This window comes from Ruegeria sp. HKCCA4812 (genome assembly GCF_013034245.1).
Classification (GTDB): domain Bacteria; phylum Pseudomonadota; class Alphaproteobacteria; order Rhodobacterales; family Rhodobacteraceae; genus Ruegeria.
The window spans coordinates 982,052-1,000,204 of record NZ_WQFQ01000001.1 but is presented as its reverse complement, the minus strand read 5'-3'; the positions used below and the strand labels follow the sequence as shown (position 1 = coordinate 1,000,204).

Sequence of the window (18,153 nt, the reverse complement as noted above, 5' to 3'; positions counted from 1 at the left end):
TGCGTTCGGGGCTGCAAAGCTCCGAACGCATGGTGCCTTTAGCCGACAAAGGCCTTTTCGATCACGAACTCTTTGGGTTCGGAATTCGCGCCCTCGCGCAGACCAAAACCTTCAAGGATTTCCTTGATGTCCAGGTTGAAAGCCAGCGAACCGCAGACCATGGCGCGATCGGTTTCGGGCTTGATTCCGCCTTCGATGCCCAGATCGCTGAACACGGTGCCATCCTTCAGCAGGTCGGTGATCCGACCCATCTTGGGGCTCTCTTCGCGCGTGGTTGTCGGGTAATAGTGGATCTTGTCAGCAAAGCCTTCGCCAATAAGTTCGGCCAGCATTTCATCCTGACGGATGCTGTCGATCAATTGGCGGCCATATTCCAGTTCGGCCACTTCGCGGCAGGTATGGGTGATGATCACCTCGTCATAATCTTCATATGTTTGCGGTTCACGCAACAACGAAGCAAACGGGGCAAAGCCAGTGCCGGTGGCAAAGAACCAGATGCGTTTGCCCGGCAGCAGGGCGTCATGCACCAACGTGCCAACCGGCTTGGGGCGCAGGATGATCTGGTCGCCGGGCTTGATATGCTGAAGCTTCGACGTCAGCGGGCCGTTCTGAACCTTGATCGAATAGAACTCCAGCTCATCGTCCCACGATGGCGAAGCGATTGAATAGGCGCGCAGCAATGGCTTGCCATTGTCGCCCAGCAGACCAATCATCACGAACTCGCCCGAGCGGAAACGCAGCGTGGCGGGGCGCGTCACCTTGAAAGAGAACAGGCTGTCGGTCCAATGCTTGACCTCGGTTACAGTTTGCGCGTCCGGCAGGACCGGGGCCTTCACGGCAGTTGCTTCGCTCACGGGCTTCATCTCTGTCATCGTTTACCTGCCGGTCTGCTAAACCGACATCTCCGTTTAATCTTTGATCCAAGTCAGGAAAAGGGGACAGATTGCCCCCTTTGCGTTTCAAGCTGGCGATGGGCGGCTTTTAACCGCGCAAACGCGCCTGATAGTTGTTCTCTTTCCAGTTGGCCCGGGAAAGCCACTGATCTTCGGGCTGGCGATCTGCCAGGTCTCCGTCAATCTCAACTTCGTCAAAGCCGCAGCGACGTGCCATGGCATACTGGTCTGCCAGAACATGACCCTTGGCGCGCAAGCGTCCCGTATAGCCCTTAAGGCGCAGGGTGCGGGCGATGGTAAAGCCGCGACCGTCGGCAAAGGATGGAAAATCCACCCGGACCAGCTTGGCACTGCCCAAGCGGTCAAAAAGCTCATCCGGGTCCGTGTCCGAGCTGACGTCCAGCGCAACCACGTCATTTGCGGCATCATCCAGAGTGACAAAGCCGTCGGTCCAGTCATCGGGCGAAAAGCCCTCATCCGTTACGATTACGTTCATGTTTTCTCTCCGATGCGCACCATCTTGCCATCGACAAAATGAATGCCGCATTCTTCCTTGTTCTGATCGCGCCAGCGGCCGGCGCGGGGGTCTTCGCCTTCCTTCACCGGCGAAGTGCAGGGCGCACAGCCGATCGAAGGGTATCCTTTGGCCACCAGCGGATGCCGGGGCAGGTTGTTTTCTTCCATATAGGCGCGCACATCGTCCGGGGCCCAATGTGCCAGCGGATTGACCTTGATCCGGCCCGTGCCGTCCTCGACCTCGAAAAACTCGAGCGCGGCGCGCGTGCCGGACTGGAACCGTTTCCGACCGGTAATCCAACCGCAATACCCGGTCAGGGCTTGCTGCAAGGGAAAGGTCTTGCGCAGGTTGCAGCATGCATCCGTATCCCGCAGTCGCAGCGCGCCATAGGGGTCTTCGCGTTGCAGTTCTTCTTCATCCGCCCGGATGATCCGGATGTTCCTGAGCCCCAGACGCTCGCTGACTTCCTGCTGGTATTCCAGCGTTTCGGTGAACAGCAATTGGGTATCCACGAACAACACCGGCGTCATCTTGTCGATCACCGCAGCCATGTGCAGCAGCACCACCGATTCCGCACCAAAGCTTGAGACCAGAGCAAGCGCATCGATCTCTTCAAGGGCGCCATGCATCACGTCATGGGCGCTGTGGTGACGGAACCGGGCATTCAATGCGTTGACCTTCTCGGTCAGGTCGCTGCGGTCTTTGCCCAGTTCCGTTTGGATCAGATCAAGCGGCATTCGCCCGAGCCTCGGGGTAGAGAGCGGCCTTGAATGGCTCCATGCCGACGCGGCGATAGGTCATAAGAAAGGTTTCTTCAGCACTCTCGCGCAGATCCAGGTAGGTGTCGACGATGCGTTCCACGGCCGGCACGATCTCGTCATAGGCAAAACCCGGACCGGTGCGGTCGCCGATCGTTGCCGTCTCAGTGGCGTCGCCACCCAGTGTGATCTGGTAGTTTTCGACGCCTGCACGATCCAGGCCCAGGATGCCGATATGGCCCACATGGTGGTGGCCGCAGGCGTTGATGCAGCCCGAGATCTTGATCTTCAGGTGCCCGATGTCATGCTCCAGCTTCAACTCTTCAAAGCGGGTCGCGATTTCCTGAGCAACCGGGATCGAGCGGGCCGTCGCCAGCGCGCAGTAATCCATGCCGGGGCAGGCGATGATATCGCTGATCAGGCCGATATTGGCGGTGGCCAGTTCGTGCTGTTTCAGCTTGGCGTGAATCGCGGGCAGGTCCGATTTGTGGACATGCGGCAGGATCACGTTCTGCTCGTGGCTGATACGCAGCTCATCATAGGCGAATTCTTCGGCCAGATCGGCCATCACGCGCATCTGCTCGGCGGTCGCATCACCCGGCGTCTGGCCGTGTTTCTTGATCGAGATCGTAACGATCGCGTGGTCCGCGTTCTTGTGCGGCGCGATGTTGGTATCGACCCACGATCGGAAAACCGGATCGTTGGAATAGGCACTTTCAAACGACGCAACCGAACCTTCGCGGAAGGCCGGAGGCGCAAAATGGCCCTTGATCTCATCCAGCAGCGCCATGTCGGCGCCCTTGAACTGTGGGCGAACCTGCAAGAAACGTTCATTCACCTTGGCGCGGATGGCCTCGATGCCGTGTTCATGCACGGTGATCTTGATGCGCGCCTTGTATTTGTTGTCGCGGCGACCGATCTGGTTCCAGACCGACACGGTGGCTTCCAGATAGGCCAGCAGATCATCGAAAGCGACGAATTCGGACAGTTCCTTACCGATCATCGGGGTGCGGCCAAGACCACCACCCACGATAACGCGGGCACCCAGAACGCCGTCACGTTCGACCAGTTGCAGGCCGATGTCATGCGCTTTGATCACGGCGCGGTCGTTTTCCGAACCGGTGATCGCGATCTTGAACTTGCGCGGCATGAACTGGAATTCCGGGTGGTCGGTCGACCACTGGCGCAGCAGTTCGGCATAGGGGCGCGGGTCGGCGACCTCATCCGCGGCGGCACCGGCGAAATGGTCGGCGGTCACGTTGCGGATGGTGTTGCCCGAGGTCTGGATGGCGTGCATGCCGACCTCGGCCAGCGCGTCCAGCATGTCTGGCACATCTTTCAGTTTCGGCCAGTTGTACTGGATGTTCTGACGGGTGGTGAAATGACCATAACCTTTGTCCCACTTTTCAGCCAGCAGGGCCAGTTGACGCATTTGCGCGCTGTTCAGCGTGCCGTAGGGAATGGCGACTCGCAGCATGTATGCGTGCAATTGCAGATACAGGCCGTTCATCAGGCGCAGAGGCTTGAATTCATCTTCGGTCAGCGAACCGTCGATGCGGCGCTCGACCTGAGCGCGGAACTGCGCGTTACGCTCTGCCAGAAAATCTTTGTCAAACTCGGAGTAGCGATACATGTCTAGCTGTCCTTGGTTGCAGCCCCGAACCTGGGGCCTTGAAGGGGAGAGAGAAGGGCCAGAGGTCAGGCCCGGGGCTGCGGGGAAGTTTCCTGTTTGCCGTGGGCATAGTTGGACGGACCAGTGCGGCGGAAGTCTTCCCGGAAATGGGTGGGCTCGGGGCCGTTTTCGCCAGCGACGGCATCGGCCAGATAAGCGCCCACGATTTTGTTTGCCTGACGCGCGGCATCCAGCAGGCGAACCTGCGCATGCGCCTCGTCGGTGATCAGTTCTGCTTCGCTCAGGTCACGAGACCAGCGGTCATCTTCCGTCAGATAAATCACGTCACCTTCGAGCAAGTCATTTGCAGTGACGACTTTGGGGGTAAAAGCGCGGGCCATCAGGCAAGCTCCTTGTTGAATTCGGTTACAGCCTGCGCCGCTTCGCGCGGGGCAAGGCCATAGAAGGTCAGGGCCGGTCCATCCATTTCGGCGGCGGCCAGATCGGTGGGCAACTGGTCCAAGGTGGTGGCCAAAATCCGTTGGTCGGGACGCGAGGCATTCTCGACCAGGGTAATGGGGGTGGTGCGATCGGCGCCGTGCATGATCAGACGGCCCTGAATGAACCGAGCGGATTTCTTGCCCATGTAGATTGCCGCCACGGAACCGGCCTGAGCCAGAGCGTTCCAATCGTGATCCGCGAATCCTTGCATGTCGTGCCCGGTCAAAAAACGCACCGATGAGTTGCGTCCACGGCGGGTCAGGCTTTGACCGATGCCAGCCACTGCGGCAGAGGCCGCCGTGATGCCGGGAATGATCTGCCAGGATATGCCGGCCGCATCGACGGCTTCGATTTCTTCGTCCAGACGACCAAAAACCGTGGGATCCCCCGACTTCAGGCGCACCACACGGTTGCCATTCAGGGCGTGTTCAACCAGAAGCGCGTCGATATCGCTTTGCTTCCACGAGGGGCCGAACCCGGCCTTGCCGACATCGACCAAAGCGGCGCTCTGGGCGGCAATGTCCAGCACAGGCTTGCTGATCAGGCGATCATGCAGCACCACATCCGCGCGCTCGAATGCGGCCAACGCCTTGAGCGTCAGCAATTCGGGGTCACCGGGCCCGGCGCCGACAAAGTCGACATGACCTTTGCGCTTGGTTGTGTGAAAATCCTGCATCGGATCGTCTCGGACATTGTTTGACTTGACCCTCAATATAGGAAATATTCCCACCAAAGCGCCATATCGCCGCTGAAATAAGGACAAATGTTCCGATTTTCGGGAAAACCGGAACAGGGGTGTCGAAACAGAAGGAAAATTGGAATGTCGGTGCGGATAGATGACACGGATCGAAAAATTCTGGCCGAGCTGCAACGGGACGCGGGCCAATCATTGGACGAAATTGCGGCTCGGGTCGGCAGTTCAAAGACGCCTGTCTGGAATCGCATTCGCAAGCTCAAGGGGGCGGGAATCATCGGCCAGCAAACGGTGCTGCTGGATGCCGAGGCACTTGGGTTCGAAGCCACCTTTTTTGTTTTGATCCGCACCTCGGAACATGAGGCGGACTGGCAACGTAAATTCCTGAAAGCATTGAAGGATCACCCCGAAGTGCAAGAGGCGCACCGGTTGGCGGGTGATATCGACTATATCCTGAAAGTCCGGGTCAAGAACGCACGTGCCTATGATCAGTTCTATCAGTCGCTCATCTCGGAGGTGCGTGTGCACAATGTCACGGCGTTGTTGTCCATGGAAGAGATCAAGTCCACGACGATGCTGCCGCTGAATGCGTTGGCAGAGGGGGCTTAGAACCCACGGCCATACCCTTCTGCCTGTGTCTTTCATGGGGCTTTGAGCCAGATGAACTGATGGGTGTTTTCATCCGGCCGGAAGCAAAATCGCCGGAAGCGTCGTGTAGAAATGCGAAAGGTGATGGCTAACGTCTGACCAGCAGCTGATTCAGCCCGTGAAAGTGATAGCTGTCCGAGTTAAGCGGCGGCGCAGCCAGTTTCAGGTTTGGACAGCTTTCGAACAGGATCGGCAAAGCAATCCGCATTTCAAGACGCGCCAGAGGTGCGCCGACGCAGAAATGAATTCCTCCCCCAAAGCTTGTGTTGACTTCAATCGGACGGCTCGGCTGAAACGTGTTCGGTTCCGCCCAGACAGCGGGGTCGCGGTTGGCCGCGCCAAGCAACAGTGCCACTTGATCGCCACGTTTGAATGAATGGCCGAACAGGTCCACGTCCTGATACGCGTAACGTGTGAACATGTGCAGAGGCGGGTCAAAGCGCAGGATCTCTTCGATGGTTGCGTCGAGTCCATCCGGTGCCAGGGCGTCGGGGGCGGTACGGGTCTGCAACAGGGTTTTCACCCCGTTCCCCAGTGAATGCACGGTGGCCTCATGGCCTGCGTTGAGCAGCAGGATGCAGGTGGCAACCAGCTCGTCCAGTGACAGTTTCTGGCCTTCTTCCTCGGCGCTTATCAACCGGGTTATCAGGTCGTCCCGTGGATCATTGCGCCGCAGCTCTATGTATTCCTTCAGGAATTCGGTGAACTCCCGAGATGATTTGGCGGCCGTGTCTTCGGTGTCCTGCGTGCGATTGGCCTGATACATGGCAACCATATCGTGAGACCACCGTAGCAGATCGGGCGCCATGGCTTCGGGGACGCCCAGAAGCCGGCAGATCGTGACCACCGGAACCTGAGTGCAATAGGCTTCCAACAGGTCGAACGTGTTCCGAGGGAATTCCTTGATCAGGCCGTGGCACAGATCTTCGATGGAAGGTTGCAGCGCAGAAATCGCCCGTGGCGTGAAGGCGCGCATCACCAATGACCGAAGGCGTGTGTGCCTTGGCGGTTCTGCCTCAAGCAGTGAATGGGCCTCGATGGCCAGCCAGGGCGCCAGATGGGCGGGACCTTGCTCTGCCAGTTCGGGCGGTACCTCGCGGCCAAATCTGCGGTCCCGAAATAGGGTGCGAACTGCGCGGTTTGAAACCGCGGCGACCACACCATAGTCCTGCCAATAGAACAGATCGCCTGAGCCTCGCGCCTTGTCGTAGAACGGGTAGGGGTTTTGGACGAAACCCGGGTCTGTCGGTGATTGCGAAAAAGACTTCATGCGCCGCACACTTGCCATGCGGCGCATTGAATGCAAGACCCTGTCTATGCACAGGGTTTGGTTCATTTCCGGTTTTTTGCTCGCCGTTGGGCTATTGTCGGGGTTTGTCTGGTCTTATGGCTATCGACAGGCCCTGTCTCAGCTGAGCGAGAAGGCAGAGGCAGATCTTGAGCTGGCGGCTGACCGGCTGAGCACGCAGATGCAAGTGTATCAGGAACTTGCCGTGCTGATGGCAACTCACCCCGTTTTGCATGAACTGGATACGCAGGCCGGTATTCGCCAAGCCCAGGCAACGCTGCTGGACGTCGCTGACAAAACGGCCGCCGTAAACATGATGTACCTGGATACGAACGGGCAGGTGCTGGTATCGGCGCAGCCTGTGTCCCAGCGCAACATGGCCCATCATCCGGCTTTCCGCCGTGCGATGCAGGGCGCCTTGGGCAGTGCGCATGAGGTTGTACCTTCGGGCGAAGACCGGATCTATTCCTATGCCGCCCCCACTTTTGGCCCGTCTGGCCAGATCGAAGGCGCGTTGATGGTCGTTGCTGATGTTCAGGACGTTGAACAAACGTGGCGTGGCAGTACCGAGGCGGTTTTCTTTGTCGATTCAGATGGTGTCGTTTTCATTTCCAACAGATCCGACCTGCTGTTCTGGCGCCGGGCGGACGGTGAGGCGGGATTGACGCCGCCAGATGGTGCGGCCGTCGATTTTTCTTCGAAACAGGTCGGCAGGCACGAGTTGTGGCATTTGAACTGGGGGCGTTACCTGCCGCGCGATGCGCTGCATCTGACCCTTGATTTGCCGGTGATCGACATGACGGCCGAGGTTCTGGTGGATGTGGCGCCAGCCCTTCAGCTTGCCAGGCTTCAGGCGGCGGCCGTCGCGGCGATCTGTCTGGCCTTTGGGGCCATGCTCTTTCTTGCCATGGAGCGGCGGCGGGCATTGGCAGAAGCAAATGCCGTTCTGGAAAGCCGTGTGGCCAAACGTACCCATGACCTGACAGTGGCAAATGCCAGTTTGCGCAAGGAAGTGGCGGAACGGGAAGAAGCCGAGGCGGCGCTGCGGCGGGCCCAGGCAGACCTGGTGCAGGCGGGAAAGCTCAGCGCTTTGGGGCAAATGTCGGCGGGCATCAGCCACGAACTGAACCAGCCGCTTATGGCCATACGACAATTCGCGGATAACGGTTCAGCGTTCATGACGCGGGGAAAACCTGAAATGGCTGCCGAGAATCTGGGCCGGATCTCGGAAATGGCGGCGCGGATGGCGCGGATCATCAAGAACCTTCGCGCCTTTGCTCGCAACGAAAGCGAACCGATGGGGCGGGTTGACCTGATTCAGGTTCTCAACACCGCTGTTGAACTGACCGAGGCCCGCCTGCGAGACGACGATGTAACCCTGAACTGGACCCCCCCGAATGGCGCTGTGTATGTTTGGGGGGGTGAAGTACGTTTGGTGCAGGTGTTCGTGAATCTGATCAACAATGCGGCGGATGCAATGCTGGGGCGACCAAAACGGATTATTACGATAACGCTGCGAAAAGGCGCACGATTGAGCGTTTCCTTGCAGGATACTGGCCCGGGCATTGAAGACCCCGACCGGATGTTCGAGCCCTTCTATTCCACGAAAAGCGTTGGATCGTCAGAAGGTTTGGGGCTGGGGCTTTCCATTTCCTACGGGCTGGTTCAAAGCTTTGGTGGGGATATACGGGGCGCGAACACGGCGGATGGGGCTATGTTTACCGTCGAACTGGAACCCTGCGACAAGGAAGAGGCCGCATGATGCGCAGGGTTTTGTTGGTCGATGATGATGCCGCCGTACGCGAGGCCCTGTCTCAAACTCTAGAATTGGCGGACTATCAGCCAACGACCGCTGGATCCTTTGTGGCGGCCAAGGATCACATCAGCCGCGAGTTTCCCGGTGTCATCATCTCGGATATCCGCATGCCGGGGCGGGACGGGTTCCACCTTTTGTCGTATGCCCGAGAGGTCGATCCGGATCTTCCCGTGGTTCTTCTGACGGGTGAGGGCGATATTCCCATGGCCGTCGACGCCATGGGAAAGGGTGCGTTCGATTTTCTGGAAAAGCCGTGCGCCGCGTCCGATCTTCTGGAGGTGCTTGAACGCGCCTTTGCAGCCCGTTCGCAGGTGTTGGAGCAAAGAGCGGCGAAATCCGAGCTGGAACGAGGAGACCCCGCCGCGCGTTTGCTGTTCGGACTGTCGCCGCAGGCCGAGGCCCTGCGCGAACGGGTTCGGACCGTTGCGCCAACAGGTGCCGAAGTTCTTGTGACGGGACCGCCGGGCAGCGGCATCTCGAAGGTCGCCGAGGTCGTGCATCTGATGTCGCCAGCAGGGCAGGGACCATTTGTCAAACGCACGGCCTCAAGCCTTAGCCCCGACGACTTGGCCAAGTGCTGTGAAGATGCGGCAGGTGGGTCATTGTTTCTGGACGAAGTCTCGGCCATGCCCCATGCCACGCAATTTGCGGCGTTGGAGATCATCGAGCATGGACCGGGCGGGCGTATCATTGCGGGAACGACTGCTGATCTGTCGGCGCTGAGTTCCGAAGGCCGGTTCAATGCAGACCTGTTTTACAGGCTGGATGTCATGCGGGTGCGCATTCCATCGCTGGCAGAACGCCCCGACGACATTCCGGTGATTTTCCGCCATTACGTAGCACAGGCCGCGGAACAGGCGGGGATCGTGGCGCCGGAAATCTCGTCCGAGCATCTGGCGTCGCTCATGGCCAGCGACTGGCCGGGGAATGCGCGATCCCTGATGTCAGCCGCGATGCGCTTCGTGCTGGGAATGCCGGAAGAAGTCGCGCAGGCAACTGATCTGGGGCTCAGCGAACAGATGGCGCGGGTGGAGCGGTCGCTGCTCATCGCGGCGCTGGGTCGTCACAACGGCAAGGCATCAGATGCGGCGAAGGCGTTGAAACTGCCGCGCAAGACATTTTACGACAAGCTGGCGCGGTACCAGATTCGGGCCGAGGATTACCGGCGGTAACGGGCGGGCTCCCGCCACCTTTTTCCGCATTAACATGCGTCTAAAGCTGTTGGGCCGGGCAGCCCGCTGTCGCGGGCTGCGGTTTCGCGCCAGTTGATTCGGGGGTTTTGATTCGCGGCGTGTGCGGATTTCCGCACAAACTGGAAGATTGCTGTGCGGAATTTCGCACTCGGGGTTTCTAACGGGACGAGCATCCATCGCAAAATGCTTTATAACCTTATGAAATAAAATAACTAAATAGAAAATCGAAGGGCAAAAAACAAATCGTTGAGTGGATCGTGCCGATTCGTTTCACTTCGCTTCATCTGATACCGAATTGGTGTCGAAGGACAGTTTCAAGGAAGTCTGGGAGGAAAAGACAGATGAAATTCCTGACAACGGCCGCAACCGCTCTGGCGCTGACAGTCACAGCCACCGCAGGCATGGCAGCCTGTGACGATGGTGAAATCGTCGTCAAGTTCGCGCATGTGACCAACACTGACAAACACCCCAAGGGCATCGCCGCATCGCTGCTGGAACAGCGCGTCAATGATGAGATGAACGGCGTGATGTGCATGGAGGTCTATCCGAACTCGACCCTGTACAACGACGACAAGGTGCTGGAGGCGATGTTGCAGGGCGACGTTCAGCTGGCCGCGCCGTCACTGTCGAAGTTCGAGAAGTTCACCAAGCAGTTCCGCCTGTTTGACCTGCCGTTTATGTTCAAGAACATTGACGCTGTGGATGCATTCCAGGCTTCGGCCGATGGTCAGGCGATGAAGGACAGCATGCAGCGCCGTGGCCTTCAGGGTCTGGCCTTCTGGCACAACGGCATGAAGCAGATGTCGGCCAACAAGCCGCTGGTCGATCCGTCGGATGCAAACGGTCTGAAATTCCGCGTGCAGTCTTCGGACGTTCTGGTGGCACAGATGGAGGCCATTGGTGGCAGCCCGCAGAAAATGGCGTTCTCGGAAGTTTACGGCGCACTGCAACAGGGGGTTGTGGATGGTCAGGAAAACACCTGGTCGAACATCTATGGCAAGAAGTTCTTCGAGGTGCAGGACGGTATCACCGAGACCAACCACGGCATCATCGACTATCTGGTCGTAACCTCTGTGGACTGGCTGGACAGCTTGGATCCGGACGTACGAGACCAGTTCCTGACCATTCTGGCTGAAGTCACGGAAACACGGAACAAAGAAGCCTTTGCCGTGAACGAAGCAGCCAAAGCCTCGATCGTTGAAGCAGGCGGTGTCATCCGCGAGTTGACCCCGGAACAGCGTCAGGCCTGGGTTGATGCGATGAAGCCCGTTTGGGACCAGTTCGCAGGTGACGTGGGTCAGGACAAGATCGACGCGGCTCAGGCCATCAACGCCGGCTTCTGAATCTGGCCAAAGGCAGCGCGTCCGGGGACTGGGGAGTATTCGACGCGCTGGCCGGGCGGGCTGAACAAGCCCGCCCAACACTCTCTCATCACAAAAAATGCGGGGACAGAAAGATGTCTGGTGCGAATTCCGGCCAAGGCGGGCTGGTCGACCATATCGAAGAAACCCTGATCGCGTGTCTGTTGGGCCTGATGACGGTCGTGACATTTGCCAACGTGATCGCGCGGTTTGTTTTCAATTCCAATATCCTGTGGGCGCTTGAACTGACGGTGTTCACTTTTGGCTGGCTGGTGCTGCTTGGCGCCTCTTACGCGGTCAAGAAACATTCTCATCTGGGTGTTGATGCGATCCTGAACATGCTGGCCCCAGCGCCGCGTCGCATTCTAGCGCTCATCGCTGTGGGGTGCTGTCTGGTGTTTTCGTTGCTGCTGCTGAAGGGCGCCTATGACTATTGGGCGGTTTTCGCGGATCTGCCGCCGACATCCGGACGCTGGTTCCCGACCGGGTTCAACTTCGACGCCCGCAGCCAGAGCTTCTATGAGGTGGACGATATCCCGATGGTCGCTCCGCTGCGGTTTCTGGAAGACCTGATCAACTATGGCGAAGGGTACGAGAAGCTTCCCAAAGTGGTGCCTTATCTGGTGCTGCCGGTATCGATGCTGCTGCTGGTGATCCGGTTCGCCCAGGTTGCCGTTCAGATATGGCGTGGCGAAACGGATCGCCTTGTCGCCAGCCATGAAGTCGAGGACGAGATCGAAGAAGTCCGCGCTCAGCAAGGAGAGCACAACTAATGGACGTCGTACTTCTTTTCTCGATGGTCGTCGGCCTGCTGCTGATCGGTGTGCCGATTGCGGTTGCGCTTGGCCTCAGCTCGACCCTGTTTCTGCTGATCTACTCAGACAGTTCACTCGCTTCTGTCGCGGGCACGTTGTTCGAGGCTTTTGAAGGGCATTTTACCCTGCTGGCGATCCCGTTCTTCATCCTGGCGTCGTCCTTCATGACTACAGGTGGTGTCGCACGACGGATCATCCGGTTCTCGATCGCCTGTGTCGGGCATTTGCCCGGCGGGCTGGCAATTGCGGGCGTCTTTGCCTGCATGCTGTTCGCAGCCCTGTCCGGGTCGTCTCCGGCGACCGTGGTCGCCATTGGCTCGATCGTCATCGCGGGGATGCGTCAGGTGGGCTATTCCAAGGAATTTGCCGCCGGTGTGATCTGCAACGCGGGGACGCTGGGTATTCTGATCCCTCCGTCCATCGTCATGGTCGTATATGCCGCCGCTGTTGAAGTCTCGGTTGGGCGCATGTTCCTTGCAGGTGTTATTCCCGGTCTGATGGCCGGTTTGATGCTGATGATCACCATCTATGTCATGGCCAAGGTCAAGAACCTGCCCAAGGGCGAATGGAAAGGCTGGGGAGAGATCTTTACCTCGGCCCGTGAGGCCGGTTGGGGTCTTTTCCTGATCGTCATCATTCTGGGTGGTATCTATGGTGGCATCTTCACGCCGACCGAAGCCGCCGCAGTCGCCGCAGTCTACGCGTTCTTCATTGCCAGCTTTGTGTACAAGGACATGGGCCCGCTGAGCACGGAAGAAGGAACCCAGAACCTGCCGCTGCTGAAAAAACCCTATGCGCTGATCACGGCTTTCTTTCACCCGGACACCAAGCATACGCTGTTCGAGGCTGGCAAGTTGACTGTCACTCTGCTGTTCGTGATCGCCAACGCGCTGATCCTCAAGCATGTTCTGACCGACGAACAGGTGCCGCAGCATATCGCCGAAGCGATGCTGTCGGCGGGCCTTGGCCCGGTGGCTTTCCTGATCGTGGTAAACGTGATCCTGCTGATCGGCGGTCAGTTCATGGAACCGTCTGGCCTGCTGGTCATCGTGGCGCCCCTGGTGTTCCCGATCGCTATCGAGCTGGGCATCGACCCGATCCATCTGGGTATCATCATGGTGGTCAACATGGAGATCGGGATGATCACGCCTCCGGTCGGTCTGAACCTGTTCGTGACTTCGGGTGTTGCGGGTATGCCGATGATGAGCGTTGTGAAGGCGGCGCTGCCCTTCCTTGCGGTGCTGTTCGTCTTCCTGATCATGGTGACGTATATTCCGTGGATATCGACCTTCCTGCCCAACACCTTCATGGGGCCGGAAATAATAACCAACTAGACTGCCTGAAAACTGAACAAAGCTGGGTGGTGTCAACTGCCCGGCTTTTTCGTGTCTTGAAACCGCGCGATGGGTTCTTATCTGAGGCAAAGAGGACGACCTCTGCTTTCTGGGACATCATTCGGGACGACCCGTACGGATATGAGGTTGTCTTATGCCCTGGATCTTTCTTCTGTTTGCTGGCCTTTTGGAAATTGTCTGGGCGGTTGCCATGAAGCAGTCGGCCGGTTTTACCCGATTGTGGCCGACGGCCGTGATGGGCGTTTCGATGTTGGGTTCATTTGGTCTGCTGGCGCTTGCAATGCGGGACTTGCCGTTGGGGACCGCATACACGATCTGGACTGGGATCGGTGCGGTGGGGGCGTTCAGTGTCGGTATTCTGTTTCTTGGCGAAGCCCTGACACCTGCGCGGATCGCAGCTGCGGTTCTGATCGTGACAGGCCTTGTGGTGATGAAGCTGGCCTGATGCGCTTGACTTGCCAAGCCAAAGTACTTCGGCAGTTTACAGCACACACACGAAGCGGAGCTCGGAATTTTGACCGGCTTTGACAGACGCATTTTGCGGTGCTTTTGAAAAAGCGAAGGCCGGATCTGATGACGGCGGATGTCGCATCGGATCAGTTCTGGCGCGGGATGGCGGATTTGTCTCACAAGGTCGCAATCAGCCTGTACAGGGCGGCAACCCGACCGTGCTGGAAGAGCTGGATGCCCTGCGCAAGGCGGGGCGTCAGAAAACATATCGCGCCATTACCCTGTGTAATTTTGTTCGCTTCCCATCGCTCAGTTCGGAATCTCGCGTATCTTCGTCAACTCACGGAGTTTCGTGCGCAAGGCAGGATTTTTGTACGATCAAAGCGGACGGGCCTGTTGTAGTGAACAACCCTGACCGCAACGCGTTGAAGCGACGATCTATTGAATAACCGACCCTTGGGCCGAAGAAACTGCGAGACGAAGTCTGGAATTAGGCGTCTTCCAGCGCTTGAATGATTCCCGAGAAATCAGACGCTTTCAGGCTGGCCCCGCCCACAAGTGCGCCATCGACGTTGGAAACTGAAAATATATCCGCCGCATTGTCGGGTTTTACCGAACCGCCATAAAGCAGGCGGACGGAACGGCCCACGCCTTCGCCAAAGCGGCGCTCCAGCCGGGCGCGCATGAAGTCGTGAACTTCCCCGATTTCTTCCAGGGTGGGAACTTTGCCGGTGCCAATTGCCCAGATCGGTTCATATGCGACGATCAGGTTCTCGCCGGTCGACTGATCCGGGATCGACCCGGACATCTGGCCGCCGATTATGTCGAGCGTATTGGCAGCGTCGCGCTGCTCAAGGCTTTCGCCGACGCAAATGATCGCCTTCAGACCTGCATCCATTGCTGCGCGCGCCTTGGCCCGCACATCTTCGTCATGTTCACCGTGGTCCACGCGGCGCTCGGAATGGCCCAGGATGACCGATGTTGCACCGGCATCCACCAGCATATCCGCACTGATATCTCCGGTATGCGCGCCTGATTTTGCGGCATGACAATCCTGACCACCGACAGAGATGGCAGTGCCCTGAACGGCAATTGATGCGCGGCTGAGCAGTGTTGCCGGTGGGCAAATCAGGATTTCCACCGATGCCGCCGGGTGGATCTGAGACAGCGCCTTCAACTCGGTCAGCTCAGCGCCGGTCCCATTCATTTTCCAGTTTCCAGCTGCCAGCTTCTGCCGCATTTCGGTATCTCCCTGATCATCCGATGATTTTAGCATGCGGATAGCATTGTCGGCATCATCTTACAATTCTGCTCGCATGCTGATCCCGGACGGAAACATCGAAGATCGGTCCGCATGGGACGTTCAAATGAAAAGTGATGAGGCGGGCTTAGCCTTGTTGGCCGATGCTTTCGTCAAATTTGATCGACTCACCGCAGCCGCAGGCGTCGACGACGTTCGGGTTCTTGAATTTGAATCCGGATTCCAACAACGACACTTCGTAATCGATTTCGGTTCCAAACAGAAACATCTGGGCCATTGGCGCAATCATGATGCGCGCGCCATCCTGTTCGACGACTTCGTCATGGGGATCTGCCTGATCGACGTATTCCATGGTGTATTCCATGCCTGCACAGCCGCCTTTTTTGACGCCGATGCGCAAACCAGCGTGACCGCCCGAGTCCATCAGGCGGGTAATCTGCTCTGCGGCTTTGGGCGTCATGGTCACAGCCTGTTTGCCGGGGATGCCGAACATGTAAGTCTCCGTTGTCGCGCGTTACACCCAATCTAGGGGCCAAGGCTCGTTTGCTCAAGGCAATGTCGTGTAAAGAAATTGAATTCGCTGGAAAGCTTAGTGTTTCTGCGTCGCCGCTCCGCAAACTTGCTTTGATACGTGAGGCGGGGTTAGCATCGGTCTTATGAAGTTTTGGAACCCTGCCCGAATAGATGGCATGACATGAAGTGGTATAAATATGAATAATTTAGAGTCGAAAGTTAAAGTAGCTTTACTTGCGCCCGCACTTTTTTTCGTAAGCGTGTGTGCGATGTCCGACGAAGCTTGGGCGGCCACGGGATCCGAACGGCACCCGGTGAATTGTGCAACGGCGGAAGGGGATCTGCGCGCAATTGCATCGGAAAAGAAACATGCGGAAGACAAACAACTGGAAAGCATTGCTGCCATAACACCTGCCGGGGCTCTGTTGGGGCTGGTCACGGGAACCGAGCAAAAAAGGCTGCAAATGCTGTCAGGTGACTACGTCAAGCAATTGGACGCCAGAGCGGCAGAGATCAAGGAAACCTGCAATCAGAATTGATCGTCGTTGTCGGAACAAAAAAGGACCGTTCTCGGGCAAGAACGGCCCATATTCTTGAGCTGGGAAGCGGGGGGCGGTCATGGCATACCCAGCCGAAGGCACCGCATACGCGAATGCCACCTTCGGGTGTTATCCGTCAGGAGTGTGACAGGGACTGCACGATAGGATGACAAAAACACCAAAGTTTCGTGACAGTCGGCTGGGGGCAAGTGCCTGATGGCTACATAAAGCCCAATTCCAGGCGCGCCTCATCTGACATCATCTCCATGCCCCAAGGCGGTTCCCAGGTCAGTTCGACATCGACTTCCTTGACGCCCGCAACAGGCTCTATGGCCTCGACAATCCAGCCGGGCATGTCGCCCGCGACCGGACATCCGGGTGCCGTCAGGGTCATGATTACCTTCACGGCGTTGTCCGGAGAAATGTCGATCGTATAAATCAGGCCCAGGTCATAGATGTTGACCGGAATTTCCGGGTCGTAAACCGTGCGGCACGCTTCGACGACTGCCTCGTACAGCGGGTGTTCAATCGTTGACGGCGCAATCAACGGGGTGCCTTCAAACTGTTCGCTCGGGTGGGTCATCTTTGCCTCGGGTCAGTTGCCTGAGTGATTATATAGGGAATACCAGCAACAGCGTCCAGTAGGGGCGTGACGCTCGGGTGAGCGTCACTGTGTCTTAGTCATTGATGTCATGCGTGAAGGTTTTGACCTGACCATGCGGTAAGGCAAAAAGCCTGCGCAGGATCAGCCATGCGATCAACGACAACACTGCGAAGATCAATGCGAGCACATGCAATGACAGTGTCAGGCCGGGGATGACGAGGATAAGGCCGGTGATCGCGGCCCCGATCGCAAAGCCTAGAAAGATGAATCCGGGCAGAACGATTTCCAGGATCCCCAGAGCCAGAGCGGCGGCCAGCCAGATCCACCAGGTCAGCCAAAAGGGATCAGCCATCATCTACCTCCTTTGAGCATTTTGAACGCGTCACCAAAGGCTTCGAGCGCATTGGCAGGCACAACTATAGTCTGCTTGCCGGAACCGTTGCCCAGTGCATTAAGGGCTTCAACCTGTTTCAGTGCAACCTGATACTGCGCAGCCTCGATGCCATTGTCTTGAATGGCCTTGGCGACGACGCCTGTCGCGTAGGCCTCGGCCTCGGCCTGAATGCGTCGCGCCTTGGCGGTTTGTTCGGCTGCGTACAGCTCGGCATCGGCGTGCAGTTCGACGGCGCGTTTTTGGCCTTCGGCTTCGGTCACCTGCGCACGGCGGGCGCGTTCTGCGTTTAGCTGTTGCAGCATGGCATCGCGGGTGGCCTGATCCAGATTCACATCCAGAATCTCGGCCCGGGTCACTTCGATTCCCCAATCATCCACTGCGGTTTCAACGCTTTCCTGAATGCGTGTGATCAACTGTGCACGGTTCGACTGCACTTCGTCCAGATCCATCTTGCCGATCTCGGCACGAACGATACCGGCAACCGTGGTGGCAATCGCTCCATCAACGTCGCGGATACGATAGACCGTCTTTTCCGGTTCGAGAATGCGGTAGAAGACAGAGGTGTCGATTTGCACCAGCACGTTGTCCTTGGTGATCGCGTCCTGTGTCGCGTTCGGCAACTGGCGTTCAAGGATCGAGATCTTGTGGCGGGCAACGTCCAGTAACGGAACGATGAAATTGATGCCGGGGCCCAGCACCGAATGCAGTCTTCCAAACCGTTCAACCACGTATTTTTCGGATTGCGGAACGATCTTGATGCCCTTGAAAATAACGATGACCACCAGCACGGCGGCCAGCAGGTAAATGATGTTTGATGAAAGCAGTCCGATGATCTGATCTTCGGTCATTCTGTCCTCTTTTTATTGTGTACTATGGTATACATATGGGGATCGAGTCGCTCGTTTCAACTCTGGTATGGAGGGAAAACCGGCAGATGCAAA

20 protein-coding genes are annotated in these 18,153 nt (G+C 57.7%); 8 read left to right on the top strand and 12 right to left on the bottom strand.

Annotated features, from left to right (window positions below; all coding sequences use genetic code 11):
- Nucleotides 1-38 precede the first annotated feature (38 nt).
- The 6 genes from GOW04_RS05035 to cobA form a co-directional block, all read right to left on the bottom strand.
- The gene (locus GOW04_RS05035) at nucleotides 39-872 is read right to left on the bottom strand and encodes a ferredoxin--NADP reductase (protein ID WP_171231718.1); all 834 of its coding nucleotides are present in this window, start codon (nucleotides 870-872) and stop codon (nucleotides 39-41) included.
- Between the two features lie 109 nt (nucleotides 873-981).
- Nucleotides 982-1,389: a DUF934 domain-containing protein gene (locus GOW04_RS05030; protein ID WP_171116164.1), complete on the bottom strand. Its 408-nt coding sequence runs from the start codon at nucleotides 1,387-1,389 to the stop codon at nucleotides 982-984.
- Entirely contained in the window at nucleotides 1,386-2,147 is a 762-nt protein-coding gene (locus GOW04_RS05025; RefSeq protein ID WP_171231717.1) for a phosphoadenylyl-sulfate reductase, read from the bottom strand. The genes GOW04_RS05030 and GOW04_RS05025 overlap by 4 nt, the downstream gene beginning before the upstream one ends.
- The gene (locus GOW04_RS05020) at nucleotides 2,137-3,801 is read right to left on the bottom strand and encodes a nitrite/sulfite reductase (RefSeq protein ID WP_171231716.1); all 1,665 of its coding nucleotides are present in this window, start codon (nucleotides 3,799-3,801) and stop codon (nucleotides 2,137-2,139) included. The genes GOW04_RS05025 and GOW04_RS05020 overlap by 11 nt, the downstream gene beginning before the upstream one ends.
- Nucleotides 3,802-3,866: 65 nt before the next feature.
- Nucleotides 3,867-4,181: a DUF2849 domain-containing protein gene (locus GOW04_RS05015; RefSeq protein WP_152457837.1), complete on the bottom strand. Its 315-nt coding sequence runs from the start codon at nucleotides 4,179-4,181 to the stop codon at nucleotides 3,867-3,869.
- Nucleotides 4,181-4,957, bottom strand: a complete 777-nt coding sequence (gene cobA, locus GOW04_RS05010) for a uroporphyrinogen-III C-methyltransferase (RefSeq protein WP_171231715.1) — start codon at nucleotides 4,955-4,957, stop codon at nucleotides 4,181-4,183. Before cobA ends, GOW04_RS05015 begins: the two co-directional genes overlap by 1 nt.
- 144 nt (nucleotides 4,958-5,101) lie before the next feature.
- On the opposite strand from cobA, the gene GOW04_RS05005 reads away from it, so the two are divergent.
- Nucleotides 5,102-5,584 carry an Lrp/AsnC family transcriptional regulator gene (locus GOW04_RS05005; protein WP_117869097.1) on the top strand — a complete coding sequence of 161 codons (483 nt, stop codon included), beginning with the start codon at nucleotides 5,102-5,104 and terminating at the stop codon, nucleotides 5,582-5,584.
- Nucleotides 5,585-5,711: 127 nt separating this feature from the next.
- Here the strand turns inward: GOW04_RS05005 and GOW04_RS05000 are convergent, their stop codons facing one another.
- Nucleotides 5,712-6,893: a cytochrome P450 gene (locus GOW04_RS05000; protein WP_171231714.1), complete on the bottom strand. Its 1,182-nt coding sequence runs from the start codon at nucleotides 6,891-6,893 to the stop codon at nucleotides 5,712-5,714.
- Here GOW04_RS05000 and GOW04_RS04995 point away from each other — a divergent pair.
- From GOW04_RS04995 to GOW04_RS04970, 6 genes are all read left to right on the top strand, one after another.
- Nucleotides 6,892-8,673 (top strand): ATP-binding protein, encoded by a 1,782-nt coding sequence (locus GOW04_RS04995; protein ID WP_171231713.1) that lies wholly within the window; start codon nucleotides 6,892-6,894, stop codon nucleotides 8,671-8,673. The genes GOW04_RS05000 and GOW04_RS04995 overlap by 2 nt on opposite strands.
- Nucleotides 8,670-9,899, top strand: a complete 1,230-nt coding sequence (locus GOW04_RS04990; RefSeq protein ID WP_171231712.1) for a sigma-54 dependent transcriptional regulator — start codon at nucleotides 8,670-8,672, stop codon at nucleotides 9,897-9,899. Before GOW04_RS04995 ends, GOW04_RS04990 begins: the two co-directional genes overlap by 4 nt.
- A 362-nt stretch (nucleotides 9,900-10,261) precedes the next feature.
- A complete protein-coding gene (locus GOW04_RS04985; protein ID WP_171228666.1) occupies nucleotides 10,262-11,263 on the top strand; it encodes a DctP family TRAP transporter solute-binding subunit in 1,002 nt (333 codons plus the stop codon).
- A gap of 113 nt (nucleotides 11,264-11,376) precedes the next feature.
- Nucleotides 11,377-12,054: a TRAP transporter small permease gene (locus GOW04_RS04980; protein ID WP_152457843.1), complete on the top strand. Its 678-nt coding sequence runs from the start codon at nucleotides 11,377-11,379 to the stop codon at nucleotides 12,052-12,054.
- On the top strand, nucleotides 12,054-13,430 hold the full coding sequence (locus GOW04_RS04975) for a TRAP transporter large permease (protein ID WP_152457844.1): 1,377 nt from the start codon (nucleotides 12,054-12,056) through the stop codon (nucleotides 13,428-13,430). Before GOW04_RS04980 ends, GOW04_RS04975 begins: the two co-directional genes overlap by 1 nt.
- Nucleotides 13,431-13,584: 154 nt before the next feature.
- Nucleotides 13,585-13,896 carry a multidrug efflux SMR transporter gene (locus GOW04_RS04970; RefSeq protein ID WP_171116148.1) on the top strand — a complete coding sequence of 104 codons (312 nt, stop codon included), beginning with the start codon at nucleotides 13,585-13,587 and terminating at the stop codon, nucleotides 13,894-13,896.
- A 495-nt stretch (nucleotides 13,897-14,391) separates the two neighbouring features.
- On the opposite strand, the gene tpiA is transcribed toward GOW04_RS04970, so the two are convergent.
- Entirely contained in the window at nucleotides 14,392-15,141 is a 750-nt protein-coding gene (gene tpiA, locus GOW04_RS04965) for a triose-phosphate isomerase (RefSeq protein ID WP_171232044.1), read from the bottom strand.
- A 148-nt stretch (nucleotides 15,142-15,289) separates the two neighbouring features.
- Nucleotides 15,290-15,655, bottom strand: a complete 366-nt coding sequence (locus tag GOW04_RS04960) for an iron-sulfur cluster assembly accessory protein (RefSeq protein WP_152457847.1) — start codon at nucleotides 15,653-15,655, stop codon at nucleotides 15,290-15,292.
- Between the two features lie 289 nt (nucleotides 15,656-15,944).
- On the opposite strand from GOW04_RS04960, the gene GOW04_RS04955 reads away from it, so the two are divergent.
- A complete protein-coding gene (locus GOW04_RS04955) occupies nucleotides 15,945-16,214 on the top strand; it encodes a hypothetical protein (RefSeq protein WP_152457848.1) in 270 nt (89 codons plus the stop codon).
- A 220-nt stretch (nucleotides 16,215-16,434) separates the two neighbouring features.
- On the opposite strand, the gene GOW04_RS04950 is transcribed toward GOW04_RS04955, so the two are convergent.
- The 3 genes from GOW04_RS04950 to GOW04_RS04940 all read right to left on the bottom strand — a co-directional run bounded on the left by GOW04_RS04950 (nucleotide 16,435) and on the right by GOW04_RS04940 (nucleotide 18,060).
- Nucleotides 16,435-16,797 carry an SUF system Fe-S cluster assembly protein gene (locus tag GOW04_RS04950; RefSeq protein WP_152457849.1) on the bottom strand — a complete coding sequence of 121 codons (363 nt, stop codon included), beginning with the start codon at nucleotides 16,795-16,797 and terminating at the stop codon, nucleotides 16,435-16,437.
- A 94-nt stretch (nucleotides 16,798-16,891) separates the two neighbouring features.
- Nucleotides 16,892-17,170, bottom strand: a complete 279-nt coding sequence (locus GOW04_RS04945) for an NfeD family protein (RefSeq protein ID WP_171231711.1) — start codon at nucleotides 17,168-17,170, stop codon at nucleotides 16,892-16,894.
- Entirely contained in the window at nucleotides 17,170-18,060 is an 891-nt protein-coding gene (locus tag GOW04_RS04940) for an SPFH domain-containing protein (RefSeq protein WP_171168338.1), read from the bottom strand. The genes GOW04_RS04945 and GOW04_RS04940 overlap by 1 nt, the downstream gene beginning before the upstream one ends.
- Nucleotides 18,061-18,153: the final 93 nt, after the last annotated feature.

Excerpts from the sequence above, each read along its gene's own strand:
- GOW04_RS05035 (WP_171231718.1), bottom strand. The coding sequence starts at position 872 with ATGACAGAGATGAAGCCCGTGAGCGAAGCAACTGCCGTGAAGGCCCCG.
- GOW04_RS05030 (WP_171116164.1), bottom strand. The coding sequence starts at position 1,389 with ATGAACGTAATCGTAACGGATGAGGGCTTTTCGCCCGATGACTGGACC.
- GOW04_RS05025 (WP_171231717.1), bottom strand. The coding sequence starts at position 2,147 with ATGCCGCTTGATCTGATCCAAACGGAACTGGGCAAAGACCGCAGCGAC.
- GOW04_RS05020 (WP_171231716.1), bottom strand. The coding sequence starts at position 3,801 with ATGTATCGCTACTCCGAGTTTGACAAAGATTTTCTGGCAGAGCGTAAC.
- GOW04_RS05015 (WP_152457837.1), bottom strand. The coding sequence starts at position 4,181 with ATGGCCCGCGCTTTTACCCCCAAAGTCGTCACTGCAAATGACTTGCTC.
- cobA (WP_171231715.1), bottom strand. The coding sequence starts at position 4,957 with ATGCAGGATTTTCACACAACCAAGCGCAAAGGTCATGTCGACTTTGTC.
- GOW04_RS05005 (WP_117869097.1), top strand. The coding sequence starts at position 5,102 with ATGTCGGTGCGGATAGATGACACGGATCGAAAAATTCTGGCCGAGCTG.
- GOW04_RS04995 (WP_171231713.1), top strand. The coding sequence starts at position 6,892 with ATGCGCCGCACACTTGCCATGCGGCGCATTGAATGCAAGACCCTGTCT.
- GOW04_RS05000 (WP_171231714.1), bottom strand. The coding sequence starts at position 6,893 with ATGAAGTCTTTTTCGCAATCACCGACAGACCCGGGTTTCGTCCAAAAC.
- GOW04_RS04990 (WP_171231712.1), top strand. The coding sequence starts at position 8,670 with ATGATGCGCAGGGTTTTGTTGGTCGATGATGATGCCGCCGTACGCGAG.
- GOW04_RS04985 (WP_171228666.1), top strand. The coding sequence starts at position 10,262 with ATGAAATTCCTGACAACGGCCGCAACCGCTCTGGCGCTGACAGTCACA.
- GOW04_RS04980 (WP_152457843.1), top strand. The coding sequence starts at position 11,377 with ATGTCTGGTGCGAATTCCGGCCAAGGCGGGCTGGTCGACCATATCGAA.
- GOW04_RS04975 (WP_152457844.1), top strand. The coding sequence starts at position 12,054 with ATGGACGTCGTACTTCTTTTCTCGATGGTCGTCGGCCTGCTGCTGATC.
- GOW04_RS04970 (WP_171116148.1), top strand. The coding sequence starts at position 13,585 with ATGCCCTGGATCTTTCTTCTGTTTGCTGGCCTTTTGGAAATTGTCTGG.
- tpiA (WP_171232044.1), bottom strand. The coding sequence starts at position 15,141 with ATGCGGCAGAAGCTGGCAGCTGGAAACTGGAAAATGAATGGGACCGGC.
- GOW04_RS04960 (WP_152457847.1), bottom strand. The coding sequence starts at position 15,655 with ATGTTCGGCATCCCCGGCAAACAGGCTGTGACCATGACGCCCAAAGCC.
- GOW04_RS04955 (WP_152457848.1), top strand. The coding sequence starts at position 15,945 with ATGTCCGACGAAGCTTGGGCGGCCACGGGATCCGAACGGCACCCGGTG.
- GOW04_RS04950 (WP_152457849.1), bottom strand. The coding sequence starts at position 16,797 with ATGACCCACCCGAGCGAACAGTTTGAAGGCACCCCGTTGATTGCGCCG.
- GOW04_RS04945 (WP_171231711.1), bottom strand. The coding sequence starts at position 17,170 with ATGGCTGATCCCTTTTGGCTGACCTGGTGGATCTGGCTGGCCGCCGCT.
- GOW04_RS04940 (WP_171168338.1), bottom strand. The coding sequence starts at position 18,060 with ATGACCGAAGATCAGATCATCGGACTGCTTTCATCAAACATCATTTAC.